The sequence below is a fragment of the Lysinibacillus sp. NPDC096212 genome (genome assembly GCF_044763105.1).
In the GTDB taxonomy this organism is placed as follows: domain Bacteria; phylum Bacillota; class Bacilli; order Bacillales_A; family Planococcaceae; genus Lysinibacillus.
Genome location: NZ_JBIWFQ010000023.1, coordinates 30,715 through 46,262, shown reverse-complemented (window position 1 = coordinate 46,262; position 15,548 = coordinate 30,715). Strand labels below are relative to the sequence as shown.

The window sequence follows — 15,548 nt, the reverse complement described above, 5'->3', positions numbered from 1 at the left end:
AAATATGGATGATATTTTAAAACAACTAGCTGAAATTAAACCCGAATTAAGAAAGCCATTTCCTACTAGTGATATTAATAAAATATGTGAAGATTTTCGATCAGAATTTTTGAAATTATCCGATGAGGATGAGGTGGATTTCTATGAAGATTTTCGTTATTACTGTGTGAACATATCTGGAACGCTAAGTTATGTTTTAGAAGATATGACAAATCAAATTCCACAAGGACAAATTGACATGCTTTATAAGTCTTTTTTTGAATACTATAATCAATATGAATTTCTTGAAGACCGGATTGCAAACTATAATCATTTCTTTCAGGAATATAAAACCTTTGAACAAGCAAGAAAATTATTATTACAGCTGTTGTCAAATAACCATTATCCATTAAAACGACAGAGTCTTTACACAAAAATAAATCTGACTTTTGAGAAATGAACTTGAAATTTATGCAACAAAATTCAATAAAATGAGTTGCATAGACAGCCCTTTTTTCTTTATTGAACTAAACCAGCTAATGGAAGGTTAATCGTTATTCAATTAAAGGGCGCGAATATGGAACAAGGAAAAGCGTCTTTTTTACTTTACGAAAAAAAAGATTGAGTCGAACGTCTTCTTTTGAAATAATTGGTACTAATCAATATGTTGATTAATGGAATAAGATTCGTTAGAAAAAGAATTTTTAAAATATAGGAGGGTCGCCCATGGATAAAAATGAATTAATCTCACTATTCCACAAAGAACTTCGACAAGAGGCTCAAGTAAAAGGTTACATAAGAGAGGAAACAGAACATATCGTGCGTCACATTTCACAGTTTGGTGAAAAAGGGTTCATTGTCTCATCTAATGTAAACGAAGGCGATGTAAGAGAAATTATTAAGAACGAGTTAAACTATTTTAGTAACCTTGAGCAGGATTTTGAGTGGAAGGTGTATAACTACGACAAGCCTGCTAGTTTGAAAGATATTCTTGAACAAGAAGGATTCACAATAGATGACCCTGAAGCACTAATGGTCATGAAGTTAGATGAACAGCACCCCTTGCTTAATAATGACCGACACTTCAATTTAAAGGAAATAACAGATGAACAAGGCATTCAAGACATTATTGTTCTAGAAGATGCCATCTGGAATGTACCGCATGCTGAGCTGGGAGAAAGACTTTGGAGAGATAAACAGAATAATCCTGAATCCCTATACCTTTATGGAATTTATGAAGATGGTCAGCTTGTAAGTGCAGCTTGGATGTATTTGGAAGAAAACTCCTCCTTCGCCAGCTTATGGGGAGGTTCAACACTACCGTTGTTCCGAGGAAAAGGTTATTATACAGCACTTTTAGCTACTCGTGCAAAAAAGGCATATGAAAATGGGCATCCTTTCCTTACTGTTGACGCCAGTTCAATGAGTAGGCCTATCCTAGAAAAGAGTGGTTTTCTATGTCTTGCATACTCTTATGGCTGCCAGTCACCTTCTACCAAGTAGTAGAGCCTCTTATTAAAAAACTAGCTAATAGAAGCTCATGTGTTATTCAGTTAAAGGGTGCGATTGTGGCATAAGCGTTTCTTTTCTTATTCAACTAACGGGGGGCGTTAGTTGAATATTCGCTTTCCGAAATAATCAATCTTTTTTACAAAATAATATTCAAATGTACTAAAAAAGCTCTCATTTTGATCAATGTTTTTTCAAAATGATGGTTTTTCTTCTGTCATTAAGTCAATGTTTGTAGCACCTTCTTAATCAATATTTTTTACAAAGCAACAACAAAAGAGTTCGAACATATTTGATATATATAATATGTTTGAACTCTTTATTTACATATGTTTGAATGTCGTTATCCTAAGACAAACAAATAATAAAGTTTTATAAAAATCATCTCTTCATTTATCCTTTGAGATGATTTTTTTATTGGACATTTATGTTAAAACTGATGTTTATCTTGTGAAGAATTTCTTCCAATCCTTCCACCGTATGGTCCACTTTATCAAACAAACTTAACAATTGACCAAATGATTGCTTTTCAACGCTATCATAAAATTGGCGTCAAGAATTTAAATAAATGGAGATTACCGGTGAAGGGAGAATAATTGGGGATTTGTGGTATTATATAGTGAGCGAAGAAACAGAATAAAATTTTCCAACGAGCTTCGCAAACAATTGAAATTACCAATAGGGGGTCTTGCCGACAAAATTTAGAAGGATAAATCAGTTCCTACTTTTATAGAATAGGCTGATATGGTATTTACTTAGGTTATAGTAACAGCTAGGTTTTAATAGCTGAGAATTAAAAGGAGAGATTTCATTAATTATGTTTAAAAATTTTTTTGGAAAGTGCTTAGTAACTTTTTTTGTTTTACTTTTACTTATCCCTGTTTTTACAAATCAAAAGGCTACAGCTAATTCACTACCTCAAAATGAAATGCGGGCAGCCTGGATTGCAACAGTATCTAATATTGATATGAAGGCAGGTATGAGTAAAACCCAATATACTCAATGGGTTCAAAGTACATTAGACAAATTAAAAGCTGATAACTTTAATACAGTTATTTTTCAAGTTAAGCCATTAAATGATGCACTGTACCCGTCAAAGCTTGCTCCATGGTCATTGTATATAACAGGCAAGACACAAGGGACCAATCCAGGTTTTGATCCATTACAAATAATGCTGGACGAAGCACATAAGCGAGGATTAGAACTTCATGCTTGGGTAAACCCATATAGGGTCACTATGCCTTCGCAATCTTTGTCTAATCTTGCTGCCGATAATGTAGCCCGTAAAAATTCTAATTGGGTAGTGAAATACGGTAAACAATACTATTTAGATCCTGGTTTGCCGGAAGTTCAAAATTACTTATTATCAACCATAGAAGAATTAGTAAGCAACTATGATATCGACGCTGTACATATGGATGATTACTTCTATCCTTATAAAATAAAAGGAGAGACTTTTCAAGATCAACAAACTTTTAAAAAGTATGGTGGCTCATTCAATAATATTGAAGACTGGCGCAGAAATAATGTTAATCAATTAGTAAAAAAGGTTTATGCAAGCATTAAGGCAATTAAACCTCATGTTCAATATGGAATATCTCCGTTTGGAATTTGGCGAAACAAAGGGCAAGATTCTACTGGTAGTAACACGAATGGAATGAGTAACTACGATGATCTTTATGCTGATACAAGACAGTGGATTAAAGATGGAAGTATCGATTATATTGCGCCTCAAATCTATTGGTCCAGAAATCATAAAGCAGCAAATTACTCTGTTTTATTAGATTGGTGGGGAAGAGAAGTTCAAACATACGCAAAAGTCCATCCTGTTAATTTATATATTGGCATGGCCGATTATAAAGTTGGAAATGATTCTGATACTGCATGGAATAATAAGACGGAACTTATCAGCCAAGTAATCGCCAACAGAGCAAATAAAAATGCTCAAGGGCAAATGCATTTTTCTCTAAGAAGTATTAACAATAACGCTCTTGGATATGCTTCTTATCTAAATCAGCAACTATACAATTATAAAGCTTTAACACCTACAATTTATTGGAAAGGCTCTGCAATACCTTTATGTCCAACTGATGTTAAATTGAGTAAAGAGTCTTTCGGCATGAAGCTTACTATTACAGATGAAAATAGTACTCAACCAAGGAAATATGTAATATACCGATTTGATGGAACAAAAGAAGGATCATATGAAGACGTTAAAAATATAGTAGACGTGGTTTATAACACACAAGGTAATACTGTTTATGTAGATACTATTGCAAATAATAGTAAAGTATACACATATGGTATAAAGTCTATATCTGCTACAGGTGTGGAAAGTAAAACTGCTTTTGTTCTAAAAGACGGAAATCCTTACCAGTAGCAATAGAGCCAACACCTGAAGGGCCAGAGCAACCAGAAAAACCTATAGATTCAAAGCCTGTTGGTAGAAAATAATCGATCTTTTTTATAAAAACCAATCTTAAATTTGAGGGATAAGAATCCATTTTGATCAATCTTTTTACAAAATGGATTCTTTTTATTTATCGTAAAATGCTGGCTTATGAAGAATTTTTGAACAAACTTTATTTTAAAGCAACATTTTAATGAATTTTTATTAAAAGACTACACTTAATTTTATATGAGTGTCTGCAAGTTCTTGTCCATATACAGATATTATGGGGAGTTGACGTATCCAAGCTCTCCTCCACGCCAAATAATTTTAGTTTACATAATATAAATTATAGGAAGTTATGTATCAGTGAAAAGTATACTAATAATAGTGAGACGAAACGGATATAAATGGACGTAAATAACTAAATATTATTTCAATGACAAAATATTTTAGACTTCGATGATTTCTTGAATAAAAATTGTTAATCTTATCACCCATATAGTTGAATAAAAAAGAATCCATTTTACACGTTAGATTAAAACGGATTCTTTTTAATTAAATTTGGATTTAAATTGTTAAACATCCAATATCAATTACTTAATTTCAACGTGTACATCTTTTATTAATCTGACTTGGCCATGATCATCCAAATATTTGTTATAATCATCCTTATTTATAAGTTTAAATTGACATGTTTTTTAGAAAAAATCGTTATTTTCATGACATTTCACTTGAATCTATTGTGATTCTAAAATAGCCACAATATTCTTCATAACAATTGGTCAGAATAATAATTTCGTTCACAACGACTTCATTTGATGACGAATTAACAGGAATTTGACTAGAAAAATTAGTAAATCTCCTACTAAATTTTGAATCAATTGATATTTGCGTTTTTCGTAAAGTCTGAATATTGCGAAAATATAAATGATATTATGGAGTGTTTTCTACTGTTTTCTCATTTGTAATTCCATCATTTTTAACAGTTACTTTCCTTGTAAACGCACTAACAATTAAACTTACTAAAATATTAACAGTCAATGCAAGGAAACCAATGTTGATATCTTGTATGTAAGATGGCCAGCTTGGGAACAGCTTACTTAGATGAGCTCCTGTAGCTGCTTGCCAACCTACAATTGAAACTCCGACAATTATCCCAACAGACACACCTTGTACAGTTAATGGATTTTTCTTCATAAAGTTACTTACAACTGCTGGTACGAATTGAGTAACTAGACCATATCCCATTAAAAATAATAACGTAATTGCTCCACCACCGCTAAAAGTAAAGTACAGTGCAATTAGTGCGATCACTGGAACTGAATAACGAGCAATGATAGCAATTTGTTGTTCGCTAATTTGAGGACGAATTGGTTTTACAACATTTTTTGCAAATAATGTAGCTGCAGACATTAAAATCATTGAACCTGGAACAATTGCAGTTAATAACCCTGCAGCTCCAATAAAGCCTACGATGACTGGATTAAATGTTTGTGTGGAGATTTTAAATAATGCTAAATCTACAGCGCCTCCTTCTAACTCTGGAATTTGTAAAATTGCAGCTGCTCCAGTAAATAGAATAAATAATAAAAATAACGCATAGATAGGAAGCATAATCGCATTTTTTCTTAAGGCATTACCACTTTTCGCTGAAAAAGTAGCGATAAATGTATGTGGCCACATATAAAACCCTAATGATGTTAACATGATTGTTGAAATATACCATGAGGCACTAAAACCTGAGTCTGGAAGCGTTAAAAAACCTGGTTTAACAGCTTCAATTGCCTCCCACATTGGTTGAATCCCGCCATAATAATGTATAGGTAAGTAGATACCAAGGAATAACACAACACCCAGAATAAGAATATCTTTAATAACAGCTGTCCAAGCCGAGCCATGAATTCCTGAAACCATGACATACGCAATCATAGCAATTGTGCCAATCCAAATTGTTAACTTCGGATCAATCGCTCCATACGAAGCTTCAGAAACGATAATGCCAAGACCTTTTAATTGAATGACTAAATAAGGAATTAAAGCTGCTAACCCTACAATAGCTACAAGTGTGCCGAGAATTTTACTATTATATGCCTTTTCAAAAAAATCAGATTGTGATAGTAGACTATGTTTCTTTCCATAAGCCCATATTTTAGGTGTCAACCAGTAAGCAATTACATAGTTTAACATCGCGATATTAAAAAATGCTGCGGCGCCCTTCCCGTACATCCAACCACTTACCCCTAAAAATGCATTAGTTGTATAAATTTCACCAGCCATTAATAAGAAGATGAAGATAGAACCAAATCCACGGCCTCCAACACTCCATTGTTCAAGGCTCATATCTTTACCTCTACTAGCCATAATGCCTAAAAATAAAGCAATACCTAAGAAAATTGCAATGATTCCAACTGAAATTATCATATTATTCCGTCTCCTCTTTTGCATTAGGATTTATACGATGAACGATAATCATTAACCCTGTTCCTAAAAAGATCCATAAAACCATCCAAAATAATAAAAATGGAAGACCTAGGACATATGGTTCGGCACTTTTGATAAAAGGAACTCCTAATGGCATTCCGAAATATGCAATGAACGAGAGCAAATAGCAGAGCCTTTTTTTTGTCATTTTTTTATCTCCTTTTTATTTATTAATTAATCGCTGAAACCCGTTATCAATAAATAGACTATTTATATCTCTTTTATCAGGAGTAAAATGAACTTGTTTTTCATTATCTAGAAAATCAATTGTGTATTGTACAGTAGCCGCCACTCCTATTTTTAAAGCATCTTCATCTAAGTCAAAGTAAACATTATGGTGTTCGGCCCCAATCCCTTCTTCGAGGTTTTGTATTCCTACGAATGCAAACACACCTGGGAAGTATTTTTCATAAAACGCAAATGATTCTGATGCCATCCAAGCAGGGATTGACTGTAATGCATCTGTACCAATTGCATTTTTCACCGCATTGATCGCAATTTGTGCACAATCTTTTTGATTGTAGACAATTAAATCCGATTCTTTAGGTTCAATAATAAATTCATAGGTGCAATTATGGAGGTCACAGACTTTTTCAAGGATTCTCTTAAATTCTTTTGCTACATGGGTTCCTTGGTTAAAATCTAAATATCTAGCTGTTCCTGAGAACTGTAAGCTTTCTGGAATTATATTTGCTGCGGAACCTGAATTAATCGTTCCAATTGAATAGGTAATTGTTTTAAAAGGGTCTAAAGTATTTAACCTCATTGCTCTTAAATTGTTATAAAAATCGGTAAAACAGTCTAATGGAGCAACTGACAAATCTGGTCTTGAACCATGTCCACTTTTTCCTTTTATTAAGACATCAAAAACAAAAGAAGCAGCCATTCTTGGACCTGGATCAACAGATATTTTCCCAGTCGGAAGATCATTTTTTAAATGGATACCCCAAATTCCATCTCCTCCGATTTCGTGTAATCGTTTACAGAGATTATAAATCCCACCACCCATTTCTTCGCCTTGTTCAAAAGCTAATAACACTCTTCCTTTAATTTTGTCTTGGTGTTGAGCCAAGATTTTCGCGACACCCAAAAGCATCGCTGTATGTCCATCATGCCCACAAGTATGAGCAGCTTGATCATACGCTGAAAATACTACTTTTTTCTTTTTTAAATTATTTTCCTCTTCCTTCATCGGCAGTGCATCTAAATCTGCCCTAAGAATTAAAGTTTTTCCCGTTTGTTTCCCTTGAATATAACCAATAATTCCACCATCTTGGACAATTTCGTAATGAATGCCCCATTTAGTTAACTCATCTGTAACTATTCTCATTGTCCGTACTTCCTGTAATCCAATCTCAGGGTGTCTATGAAGATCTCTTCTTATCTCAATTACATAGTCTTCTATTTCTTTTGCAGCTTTTAACGCATTAAGCTTAAATTCGATCGTTTTCATTTTATATACTCCCTTTCTGATTGATTATTGGATTCGATATCTTGGAATTCTAAAGCGATTCTTTCAAGTGCTTCTTTTATAAGTGGTCTTGGTGAAGGGATACAGATTCTTTGAAAGTCTTTACCTTCATTTCCAAACAAGTGTCCATCTTCAAGTATGACATTGGCTTTGTTATAGATACGATCATGAATCTCTTGAGCTGAAAGGCCATATCCACTAAAGTCCATCCATAGCACATATGTTCCTTCAGGGATCCTAACTTTGACTGTAGGCATTTTTTTACCTATGAAATTTTTCACATACTCGATTGTGTCGTCAATATATTCTGTTATTTGCGCTAACCATTCTTCTCCTTCGTTATAGACAGCTATAAGGGCTGCAATTGTAAACGGTGATGGTAACTGCATTCCCATTGTGTCGCTAAAGATTTTCCTAATCTCAGTGTTTGAAATAATAACATTTGTACAGTGCAGACCCGCAACATTAAAGGTTTTATTAATGGCTGTACATGTGATGATATGATCCGAGCTGTTTGCAATTTTTGCGATGGGTATAAATTTTTGTTTTTTTCTAATGAGATCCCCATGAATTTCATCAGCTACAATAATTACATTATTATTCTCACAGATATCTGAAAGCGTTTTTAATTCCTCATAAGTTAAAACTCTACCAGTCGGATTGTGTGGACTGCAGAGAATGAACATTGTAGTATTTTCTTCTTTTGCTTTTGCTTCAAAATCCTCAAAATCAATTGTGTAATACCCTTCAGCATCACATTTCAATGCATTATTTCGAACAACTCTTCCATTTCCTTCTATCGCAGCTGTGAACGGCGGATAAACAGGACGTTGAATAATGATACCTTCACCATGTTTAGTTAATGCTTTTATAGCTATATCCAAGGCGTGTACAGTTCCAGGGCTATATACAATCTCTTCTCTTTTGATGGTCCAGTCATGTCTCTTTTTAAACCAATGCTGAATTGATTCAAAGTACTCATCTGGAAAAACAGAATATCCAAAAATACGATGATCAACTGTTTTATGTAGTGCATCTATCAATGGTTGCGGTACGGGTAAATCCATATCTGCAGTAAATAGCGGAATGGTCTCATAGTCATACCTTTCTGTATAACCAATTGTTTTAATTAAATCTTCACCATCCCACTTTAAGGAATAAGTATTTCTGCGATTAACTACTTCATCAAAATTATATTTCAATGCTTCTCCCCACCTCTTGTCGCATTCAACTTTCTACTTTATCGCAATTTTCGACACGTTTAGATTAAATTTTTCTCAGTTTAACACCTTAACTGTAAAATCGTCAACCTAAATTTCAGAATATTTACAAAATTAATTGGATTCAAAACGAAAGTTAAATATAGATTTTCTATATGTTAAAATTAAATTAAATTGGCTACCAATTATGGGGAGGAGATGCTTTGTGGATAAAGAGAAGATTTTTTATGAGCTAATGGAAACGATTTACGAGACATCTAGACTGATTAGTTCCTACGAAAATATTCCAAGAAAATATGGGACAGAAGATGAATTGTATATGATAGAAGTTCATACACTCAACTTAATTGGAGATCAAATAAAAACCACTACTTCTGAAATTGCAGAAATTAAAAATTGCACAAAAAGTGCTGTTTCTCAAATGGTTGATAAACTAATTAAAAAGGGTCTAGTAATTAAATATAGAAATCTGGACAATTATCGAGAATTCCATATTGAATTAACACCAAAAGGCAAAATAGTTTATGAATATCATAAAAATCTAGATTTAGAGGAATATCGGAGTCATTTGAAGAACCTCGAGCAATTTACAGCTGAAGATTTTCAAAAGTATATTACAGTCCTAAACTTAATCAATCAAAGGACTCAAAGCGTGCTTAATGACAAAAAATCAAAGGCGTATTAATTATCTTTACTACCTTACACTATTGGATAATATGGAAAAAAGGCGTGTCACGAACTTTGTGACACGCCTTTATGGTCATAGCAATTTTTAGAATCTCTTCCCCCTGATGGCCGCTTCATGTACAGTTAACTCTCCATTTCCTTCAACGAACAAATTATTTCAATAATTTTCTGTTGAGCATCTAGAGCTTCAGGGATTGGCATAACAACAAACACATGATTCATTTTAGGATAAACAAAGGTATTGATTTCAATTTCTTGTTCTGTTAGTTTTTCATCCAGTCTTATTGCATCTGGATATAAACATTCGTGTGTTCCAATAAAATGAGTAATCTTCCCAAGTCCTTTAAAATCACCGTAAATTGGACTAATTAATGAGTCTTTTAAATCTTTATCAGCTGCCCAAATCTTTGTAATGACTTCCATTCCTTCACTAGCTAACATCGGGTCCTTTTCTTCATATTCAGGTATATGAGGATTTTCAAAACTCATATCAACACATGCAGACAATAAAATAATATCTTTCGGTTGAGGTAAATGGTTCATTTTTAAAAGATGAGCCAGACCAAGTGATATATTTCCGCCTGCAGAATCTCCCATAATGGTCAATTGATCGTATCTTTCAACAGTTTCAAGAACTTCTTTATAAAGGTTTAGGATTTTTGGATAGGTATCTTTGTAGTTAAAATGAGGTACTTTAGGATAAATGGGAACAATTATTTTCGCATTCAAAGATTGTGCCATTTTATCTAAGAACCACCAGTGAAAATTTAAAGGTTGATTCGTCCAAGCACCACCATGTATATATAAAATAACTTTTTGCTGTAGGGACTCTTGGTCATTTAGTGTGAAAACTTGCATGTCCTCGAATGCCCGCTCCTTAACATCACTTAAAAATTGAACATCATCCCCAATAACATAAGGTTTTCTATTTTCAGTTCCCATTTGATTAACAAACTGTTTGGTGTTTTCAATACAAGAAAAACTGTTTTTATTACTTTCGGAAGTTAACAATTTTTCAAATTGAACACTTTCTTCAGAACGTTCTCCGTTATAAATTTCTACACTCATTTTTTATTTTCTCTCCTTTAAACATTTTTATTGTTCATCTTGTTGTTTCATAACACGGTATGATTCGAAATAGCCATGTATCTCTTTATCAATAGTCTTTAACAAGTTGGATAGAATGTCTTAACTGAACGGAGGCGTTTAATATCTATACTACATCGGTTACAGTAAAACGGTTGAACTAGGCTTCAAGTTCAAAATAAAATATTTTAAATCCCCTTTTCCATCTCATAAAAAAAGTGAGCATGGGCCTCCATTTCAATAATTATAACAAATGTATTCCCTGAATTTTTCCATTCGACACCTGATAGCCATATTTCTTTTAGGCTGTTTTCTAAAAAAATATTGATGATATAACATAAAAACAGAGTTAATCTACAAAATGTGTAGAATCAACTCTGTTTTTTGTTTGATTTTTCATAAATCGAATAATTAACTAAAGCACCCCGTTCGTTTAAGTACAATTTTTCACAAACTTATTATCACTTTGTTAACTCAAATAAAAAAACGTGCTCCCTTCGCAGAAAGAAACACCCCTTTTCGTAAGAACTATATTTAATCAAACGTTCGGCATTGTTTTTCGCTTTCTTCTTGCGAAATATGTTTCTTTATATTTACGTTTGTCACTTGTAACCCTGTTAGGTTAGAGTCCCTTACAGAAAAAGTAAGTTTATCATAATCTCCTCCGTGGTGTCCTGAATAGTTTAAAGCACTGGCAAAAATGAGATGTCTCCTAGGATCTCCATTAATGGGTTCAATTTTGATTTTTGGACACATAAAAAATTCCGAATAAGATGGGCCCAAATGATATAAATAACGTGTAAACAGTGCTTCTTCAAGTAACTCTTCTTTAGTAGCTTCGTCCAATTCTTTTCTCCAGCCAACCATGAGCCAATCATAAAGAGATTGTGACTTTGATCGCACTTTTTTTCCGTTTCCCGAAACGATTAATTCCCCTTCTTTAGCCGTGCAGGTTTTGCGTTTATTGTCAACTACACATATATAAGCGGGTTCAATGGTGATCTCTTCATCATTTGCCATTTTTAACGTCAATTTATTGGATGGATTATCTAAAGATACCTCGATTGTTCCATTCACTCGGACAGAGTTATTAAGCCAGTAAACCACTTTTCTGAGTACACGTTCTTGAAAACCATCATTGATACTGAAAACACGCTGAAGTCCAGAATTATTTTCAACTTTAATGTTATGGACATCATTATGCTCTAATGAATGTTTCATCAATTGTTCCAAAAAAGGTTGATTGATATTCTTCTTTGTTTCAGTCATTTGGCTAGCTGAATTAATTAAATTAACATCAAAAAAATACTTATTAATAAAATCTTGGTTAGGTACTTCTTGCTTCGCAAAAACAACAGTAATATTTACGAGAAATAGGATACAAAAAAGGACGTAGAGTTTTTTCTTCAATAAAACCCACCTACCTTTTCTTTATAAGTATCTTTCCCGATTCTTCTTCAACTATCCTGCTCCGTTCGTTGAAGAAGGATCCAATCCACAACTCTTGAGTTGCGACACTTAAAGGCATAAAAAAAGACCGTCTATTGACAACTTATAATTAAGTAGTTTTTGTTTAAACTCACTCAATACTCTTTTCCGTTCTTCATAACCTTTTTGATCTGCTTCTTCCCAAAGTTCAAGATCTGCACCACGTTCGATTAAACCAATAGCATTGTTACATACTTGTTCTTGAAGACATTTTCTATCTAGTTGTATTGCTGCTAAACCGATATATACTAAAGACATTACTTCCAGGTCATCTTCAATACTAAATTCATCCGAATATTCTTCTAAGATTATTTGAGTTGCTTCCTCAACGGTTTTTCCTTCTTCCAAATAATCAATAAAATCATCTCTCACATCACAAGTAGTATCATCATCAAATATCCCTTTTCCCCAAGTCCCCATTTAATCACCTCTTAGTTTTTTACTCTTAGCATTATTATGTAAGAGAATCGACTTAAGAAATCATTCAACTAATTACCCTTACATGAAAAAAACTTCTTCTACTTCTTTCAAATCCCTGTTAGCAAGCAAGCGATCCTAAATAAAGTGGCTCCAGAACAATACTGGAACCATTTTATAAGTTGATTAAGTTTATAAGGTATAGTTCAAATTAAAACAGATCCTACTGATAAAGAAAATGTAAAAAGACAATAAAGTTATTTAATTATCGTATAAGGTACTTCACTATACTAAAAAATATAACAATAAAACAATAATAGTGGTTTGAAAATCTAGTTTTATTCAACAATAATACATGGATCCTCAGTTATTGACGTTTGATAATTCTCTTTCAACTATCCCTCGTTCGTAAAAAAAACGTTTAAATATGCTAAATTCTCCTGTAAAAAAGTTTGATGCTTTTCGATACCTCTTCTTTTACACCAACCAATTGAATTAAACGCATCGATAAAGCGATAAAACGGTAAAACTTCTTGTAAATCAATAAGTGGACGAATGGACTCATAGCCTTTTTGATACGCATCCCTTGTCCCAGGATATTTCATGAAAATATCACGATTAATTTTTGTAAAGTCCATTTCGGTTGCGCCAATTCGGACACTTTCAAAATCAATGATGCCGGCTACTTGATTTTCATGAACTAAAATATTACCTGGTCGAAAATCCATATGTATAAAACTAGGTCCGTCTGGAGATGGAAGTAATTTCAGTTGACGGTCAAAATGCTTCAATGATTGTTCGTATAAACGAGGATCAATCACTTCTTTTACATCTTCTGCAAAGGAATAAAATTGTCGCTTAATAAACTCAGACCATTGACCATATACATTGGGAACGGAACTTTTGAAATCCTGCTCATTTGGAACGATTGCATGCAGAATTCCGTGGTGTACTCCGATATCATAAGCTAAAGCTGTATCCACTTTCTCTGTAATCGGCACACCGTTAATTGCGGATAATAATAAAGCACCAGTGACATCCTCATTACCTTCCCAAAAGTCTAACATTTCTGGTACAGGTAGCTCATTGCGTAATCGTTTAAGTACAGTATACTCACGTTCAAGTTTTGCTTGGGAATAAGGAATTTATATATATACCGTACGATGATCAATTAGCTTGATTTTATATACAGTCGAACTAAAAGACTGAGGAACGTTCTCGACTGCTAACACATTCAACTTAAATTTATCTATTACTTGTTGCAACATATCCATTCGAAAAAACCCCCATTTCTGTACCGTTTATCTTCTTCACAATCTCTAAAAATAATAACATATATATTCATTATTTTTGGAAGTCTTACTCCATCAAATGGCCCGATTACTGCTAATGTTAATTCTTTTCCTTATCAGTCCATAAAACTCTGTATAAAAATGCGAGCTCAACTTCTGCAATGCCGGTAGGTAATTCGCCATTTTCGCTTCCTACAGAACGCAGCTCATTTTTTGTAGTGCCTAGCCATGCCGCTAAATAAACAGGTTTGTTTTTCTTTAAAGTAACCTTTTCGCTTACTAAATTACTGAAAGAAGAAGTCGTCATGTTATTTGAATAATTCGTTGTAACAAGCCCAGAAGGTATGCCAGATATCAATTTTAAGGGACGAACTTCATCGTTAAAGTCACTTATTCCAAACGAAATGAGAATATCTTTATAATTTTTTTCGGGGTTATCCCAGGTTTTTAGCAATTCTTCTTTAAACTTACCTTTTTCAAATACTTCCACTGAGATTTGCAAATCATCATCTTCAGCTAAAGTGCCATTTAGTTTAAAAAATTCAATATGCCCTACTCCCGATTTGCTAATAAGCAGACTTTCTTTTTCACTCATGTTATATGGTTCAATGGTTATTTTCGCATTTGAGGACGTTTTATCTTTTTCCACACCCGCACACCCTGTTAACAACAAGATAAGAATTACAAACGAGCAGTAGCGTTTAAAGCCTTGCATTTTTACTCCTCCAATCAATTTGTCATGTATTATTTCATATTACTCCTATGTTTAATGTATTACTTTATTATACTTTATTAAATGGTCCGATTGTTGGACACAAGTTAAACAGCACTCTAACTTACTGACTTCCCTATTTAGCTAGAATTCACCTTGATAGGAACATTTGTTCGAACCCCGAGAAATTAGCATTTTTCTTAAAAAATTTTAAAAAAGACAGCGAGCTTTGCATTCACGCTAAGATCATTTTTCGTGTTGATAGTGGACACTCACCCGTCATCCCAAGCTTCTATGAGATTTGTGTTCCTCAGGCATGTCTTTGCCTTCTGATTCCGCATCACCACAGGCCCATTGCTATCGGCTAACCACTACCACTGTCTTCCCGCTTCTGAACCTTCCACCCTATAATTCCTACGTATGCCGAGTGTACAATGAAAAAGAGACGAATTTCTTCGCCTCTTACCATCTTAATAAAACTAACTATCCTTTTATATAAAGGTAGCCCTCGATTTGTTGTTTCAATGACACCCTAACTTCTTTTCTTGCACTATAAACCAAACAGGAAGGTCGTTTTATTTAAAAGTATACGATTGAAACCCTTGTATCATCATACGGCTAACGGATTCGGTTAGTTCTTCTAAAGTGCATTCAAATTTCCCTGCGAACCAGTCCTGGTATAAAGAAGCTAGTCCTCCTACAAAAAAGTGAACACGGAATAGTAACTCTTCACACGCTGCATTTGACTCAAATGAACCTTTATTGCTTAAAATTTTCTCTATTAGTACGACTTTAGTTAAGAAGATAAAACTAA

At 33.6% G+C, this 15,548-nt stretch carries 12 protein-coding genes and 1 pseudogene; 4 read left to right on the top strand and 9 right to left on the bottom strand.

From position 1 onward, the window contains the following. Nucleotides 1-4 precede the first annotated feature (4 nt). The 3 genes from ACIQ7T_RS19815 (at nt 5) to ACIQ7T_RS19805 (ending at nt 3,868) form a co-directional block, all read left to right on the top strand. Nucleotides 5-439: a YxiJ family protein gene (locus ACIQ7T_RS19815; protein WP_402872838.1), complete on the top strand. Its 435-nt coding sequence runs from the start codon at nt 5-7 to the stop codon at nt 437-439. Nucleotides 440-705: 266 nt separating this feature from the next. Beyond that, complete coding sequence (locus ACIQ7T_RS19810; RefSeq protein WP_402872836.1) at nt 706-1,482, top strand: GNAT family N-acetyltransferase; 777 nt, start codon at nt 706-708, stop codon at nt 1,480-1,482. An 823-nt stretch (nt 1,483-2,305) separates the two neighbouring features. Continuing rightward, on the top strand, nt 2,306-3,868 hold the full coding sequence (locus ACIQ7T_RS19805; RefSeq protein WP_402872833.1) for a glycoside hydrolase family 10-like protein: 1,563 nt from the start codon (nt 2,306-2,308) through the stop codon (nt 3,866-3,868). Between the two features lie 945 nt (nt 3,869-4,813). Here ACIQ7T_RS19805 and ACIQ7T_RS19800 read toward each other — a convergent pair. Genes ACIQ7T_RS19800 through ACIQ7T_RS19785 form a run of 4 tightly spaced genes read right to left on the bottom strand, consistent with a single transcriptional unit; the run spans nt 4,814 to nt 9,034 of the window. After that, nucleotides 4,814-6,295, bottom strand: coding sequence for a sodium:solute symporter family protein (locus tag ACIQ7T_RS19800; protein ID WP_402872915.1), 1,482 nt, complete (start codon nt 6,293-6,295; stop codon nt 4,814-4,816). A 7-nt stretch (nt 6,296-6,302) separates the two neighbouring features. Further along, nucleotides 6,303-6,509: a DUF3311 domain-containing protein gene (locus tag ACIQ7T_RS19795; RefSeq protein WP_370076453.1), complete on the bottom strand. Its 207-nt coding sequence runs from the start codon at nt 6,507-6,509 to the stop codon at nt 6,303-6,305. 15 nt (nt 6,510-6,524) lie between these two features. After that, complete coding sequence (locus tag ACIQ7T_RS19790; protein ID WP_402872830.1) at nt 6,525-7,814, bottom strand: M20 metallopeptidase family protein; 1,290 nt, start codon at nt 7,812-7,814, stop codon at nt 6,525-6,527. Further along, complete coding sequence (locus tag ACIQ7T_RS19785) at nt 7,811-9,034, bottom strand: MalY/PatB family protein (protein ID WP_402872827.1); 1,224 nt, start codon at nt 9,032-9,034, stop codon at nt 7,811-7,813. Before ACIQ7T_RS19785 ends, ACIQ7T_RS19790 begins: the two co-directional genes overlap by 4 nt. 223 nt (nt 9,035-9,257) lie before the next feature. On the opposite strand from ACIQ7T_RS19785, the gene ACIQ7T_RS19780 reads away from it, so the two are divergent. Continuing rightward, nucleotides 9,258-9,737, top strand: coding sequence for a MarR family winged helix-turn-helix transcriptional regulator (locus ACIQ7T_RS19780; RefSeq protein ID WP_370076457.1), 480 nt, complete (start codon nt 9,258-9,260; stop codon nt 9,735-9,737). Nucleotides 9,738-9,862: 125 nt separating this feature from the next. Here the strand turns inward: ACIQ7T_RS19780 and ACIQ7T_RS19775 are convergent, their stop codons facing one another. The 5 genes and pseudogenes from ACIQ7T_RS19775 to ACIQ7T_RS19755 form a co-directional block, all read right to left on the bottom strand. After that, nucleotides 9,863-10,807, bottom strand: a complete 945-nt coding sequence (locus ACIQ7T_RS19775) for an alpha/beta hydrolase fold domain-containing protein (protein ID WP_402872823.1) — start codon at nt 10,805-10,807, stop codon at nt 9,863-9,865. Nucleotides 10,808-11,359: 552 nt separating this feature from the next. After that, the gene (locus ACIQ7T_RS19770) at nt 11,360-12,235 is read right to left on the bottom strand and encodes a hypothetical protein (RefSeq protein WP_402872820.1); all 876 of its coding nucleotides are present in this window, start codon (nt 12,233-12,235) and stop codon (nt 11,360-11,362) included. Between the two features lie 108 nt (nt 12,236-12,343). After that, nucleotides 12,344-12,733: a DUF4259 domain-containing protein gene (locus ACIQ7T_RS19765; RefSeq protein ID WP_402872817.1), complete on the bottom strand. Its 390-nt coding sequence runs from the start codon at nt 12,731-12,733 to the stop codon at nt 12,344-12,346. Nucleotides 12,734-13,125: 392 nt separating this feature from the next. Then, nucleotides 13,126-14,004, bottom strand: a pseudogene (locus ACIQ7T_RS19760) (phosphotransferase family protein). Nucleotides 14,005-14,122: 118 nt separating this feature from the next. Beyond that, the gene (locus ACIQ7T_RS19755; protein WP_402872814.1) at nt 14,123-14,737 is read right to left on the bottom strand and encodes a hypothetical protein; all 615 of its coding nucleotides are present in this window, start codon (nt 14,735-14,737) and stop codon (nt 14,123-14,125) included. Between the last annotated feature and the right edge of the window lie 811 nt (nt 14,738-15,548).

Bases quoted from the DNA above. Each gene is read 5' to 3' on its own strand.
- ACIQ7T_RS19775 (WP_402872823.1), bottom strand. From the start codon at position 10,807: ATGAGTGTAGAAATTTATAACGGAGAACGTTCTGAAGAAAGTGTTCAA.
- ACIQ7T_RS19810 (WP_402872836.1), top strand. From the start codon at position 706: ATGGATAAAAATGAATTAATCTCACTATTCCACAAAGAACTTCGACAA.
- ACIQ7T_RS19795 (WP_370076453.1), bottom strand. From the start codon at position 6,509: ATGACAAAAAAAAGGCTCTGCTATTTGCTCTCGTTCATTGCATATTTC.
- ACIQ7T_RS19765 (WP_402872817.1), bottom strand. From the start codon at position 12,733: ATGGGGACTTGGGGAAAAGGGATATTTGATGATGATACTACTTGTGAT.
- ACIQ7T_RS19755 (WP_402872814.1), bottom strand. From the start codon at position 14,737: ATGCAAGGCTTTAAACGCTACTGCTCGTTTGTAATTCTTATCTTGTTG.
- ACIQ7T_RS19815 (WP_402872838.1), top strand. From the start codon at position 5: ATGGATGATATTTTAAAACAACTAGCTGAAATTAAACCCGAATTAAGA.
- ACIQ7T_RS19790 (WP_402872830.1), bottom strand. From the start codon at position 7,814: ATGAAAACGATCGAATTTAAGCTTAATGCGTTAAAAGCTGCAAAAGAA.
- ACIQ7T_RS19805 (WP_402872833.1), top strand. From the start codon at position 2,306: ATGTTTAAAAATTTTTTTGGAAAGTGCTTAGTAACTTTTTTTGTTTTA.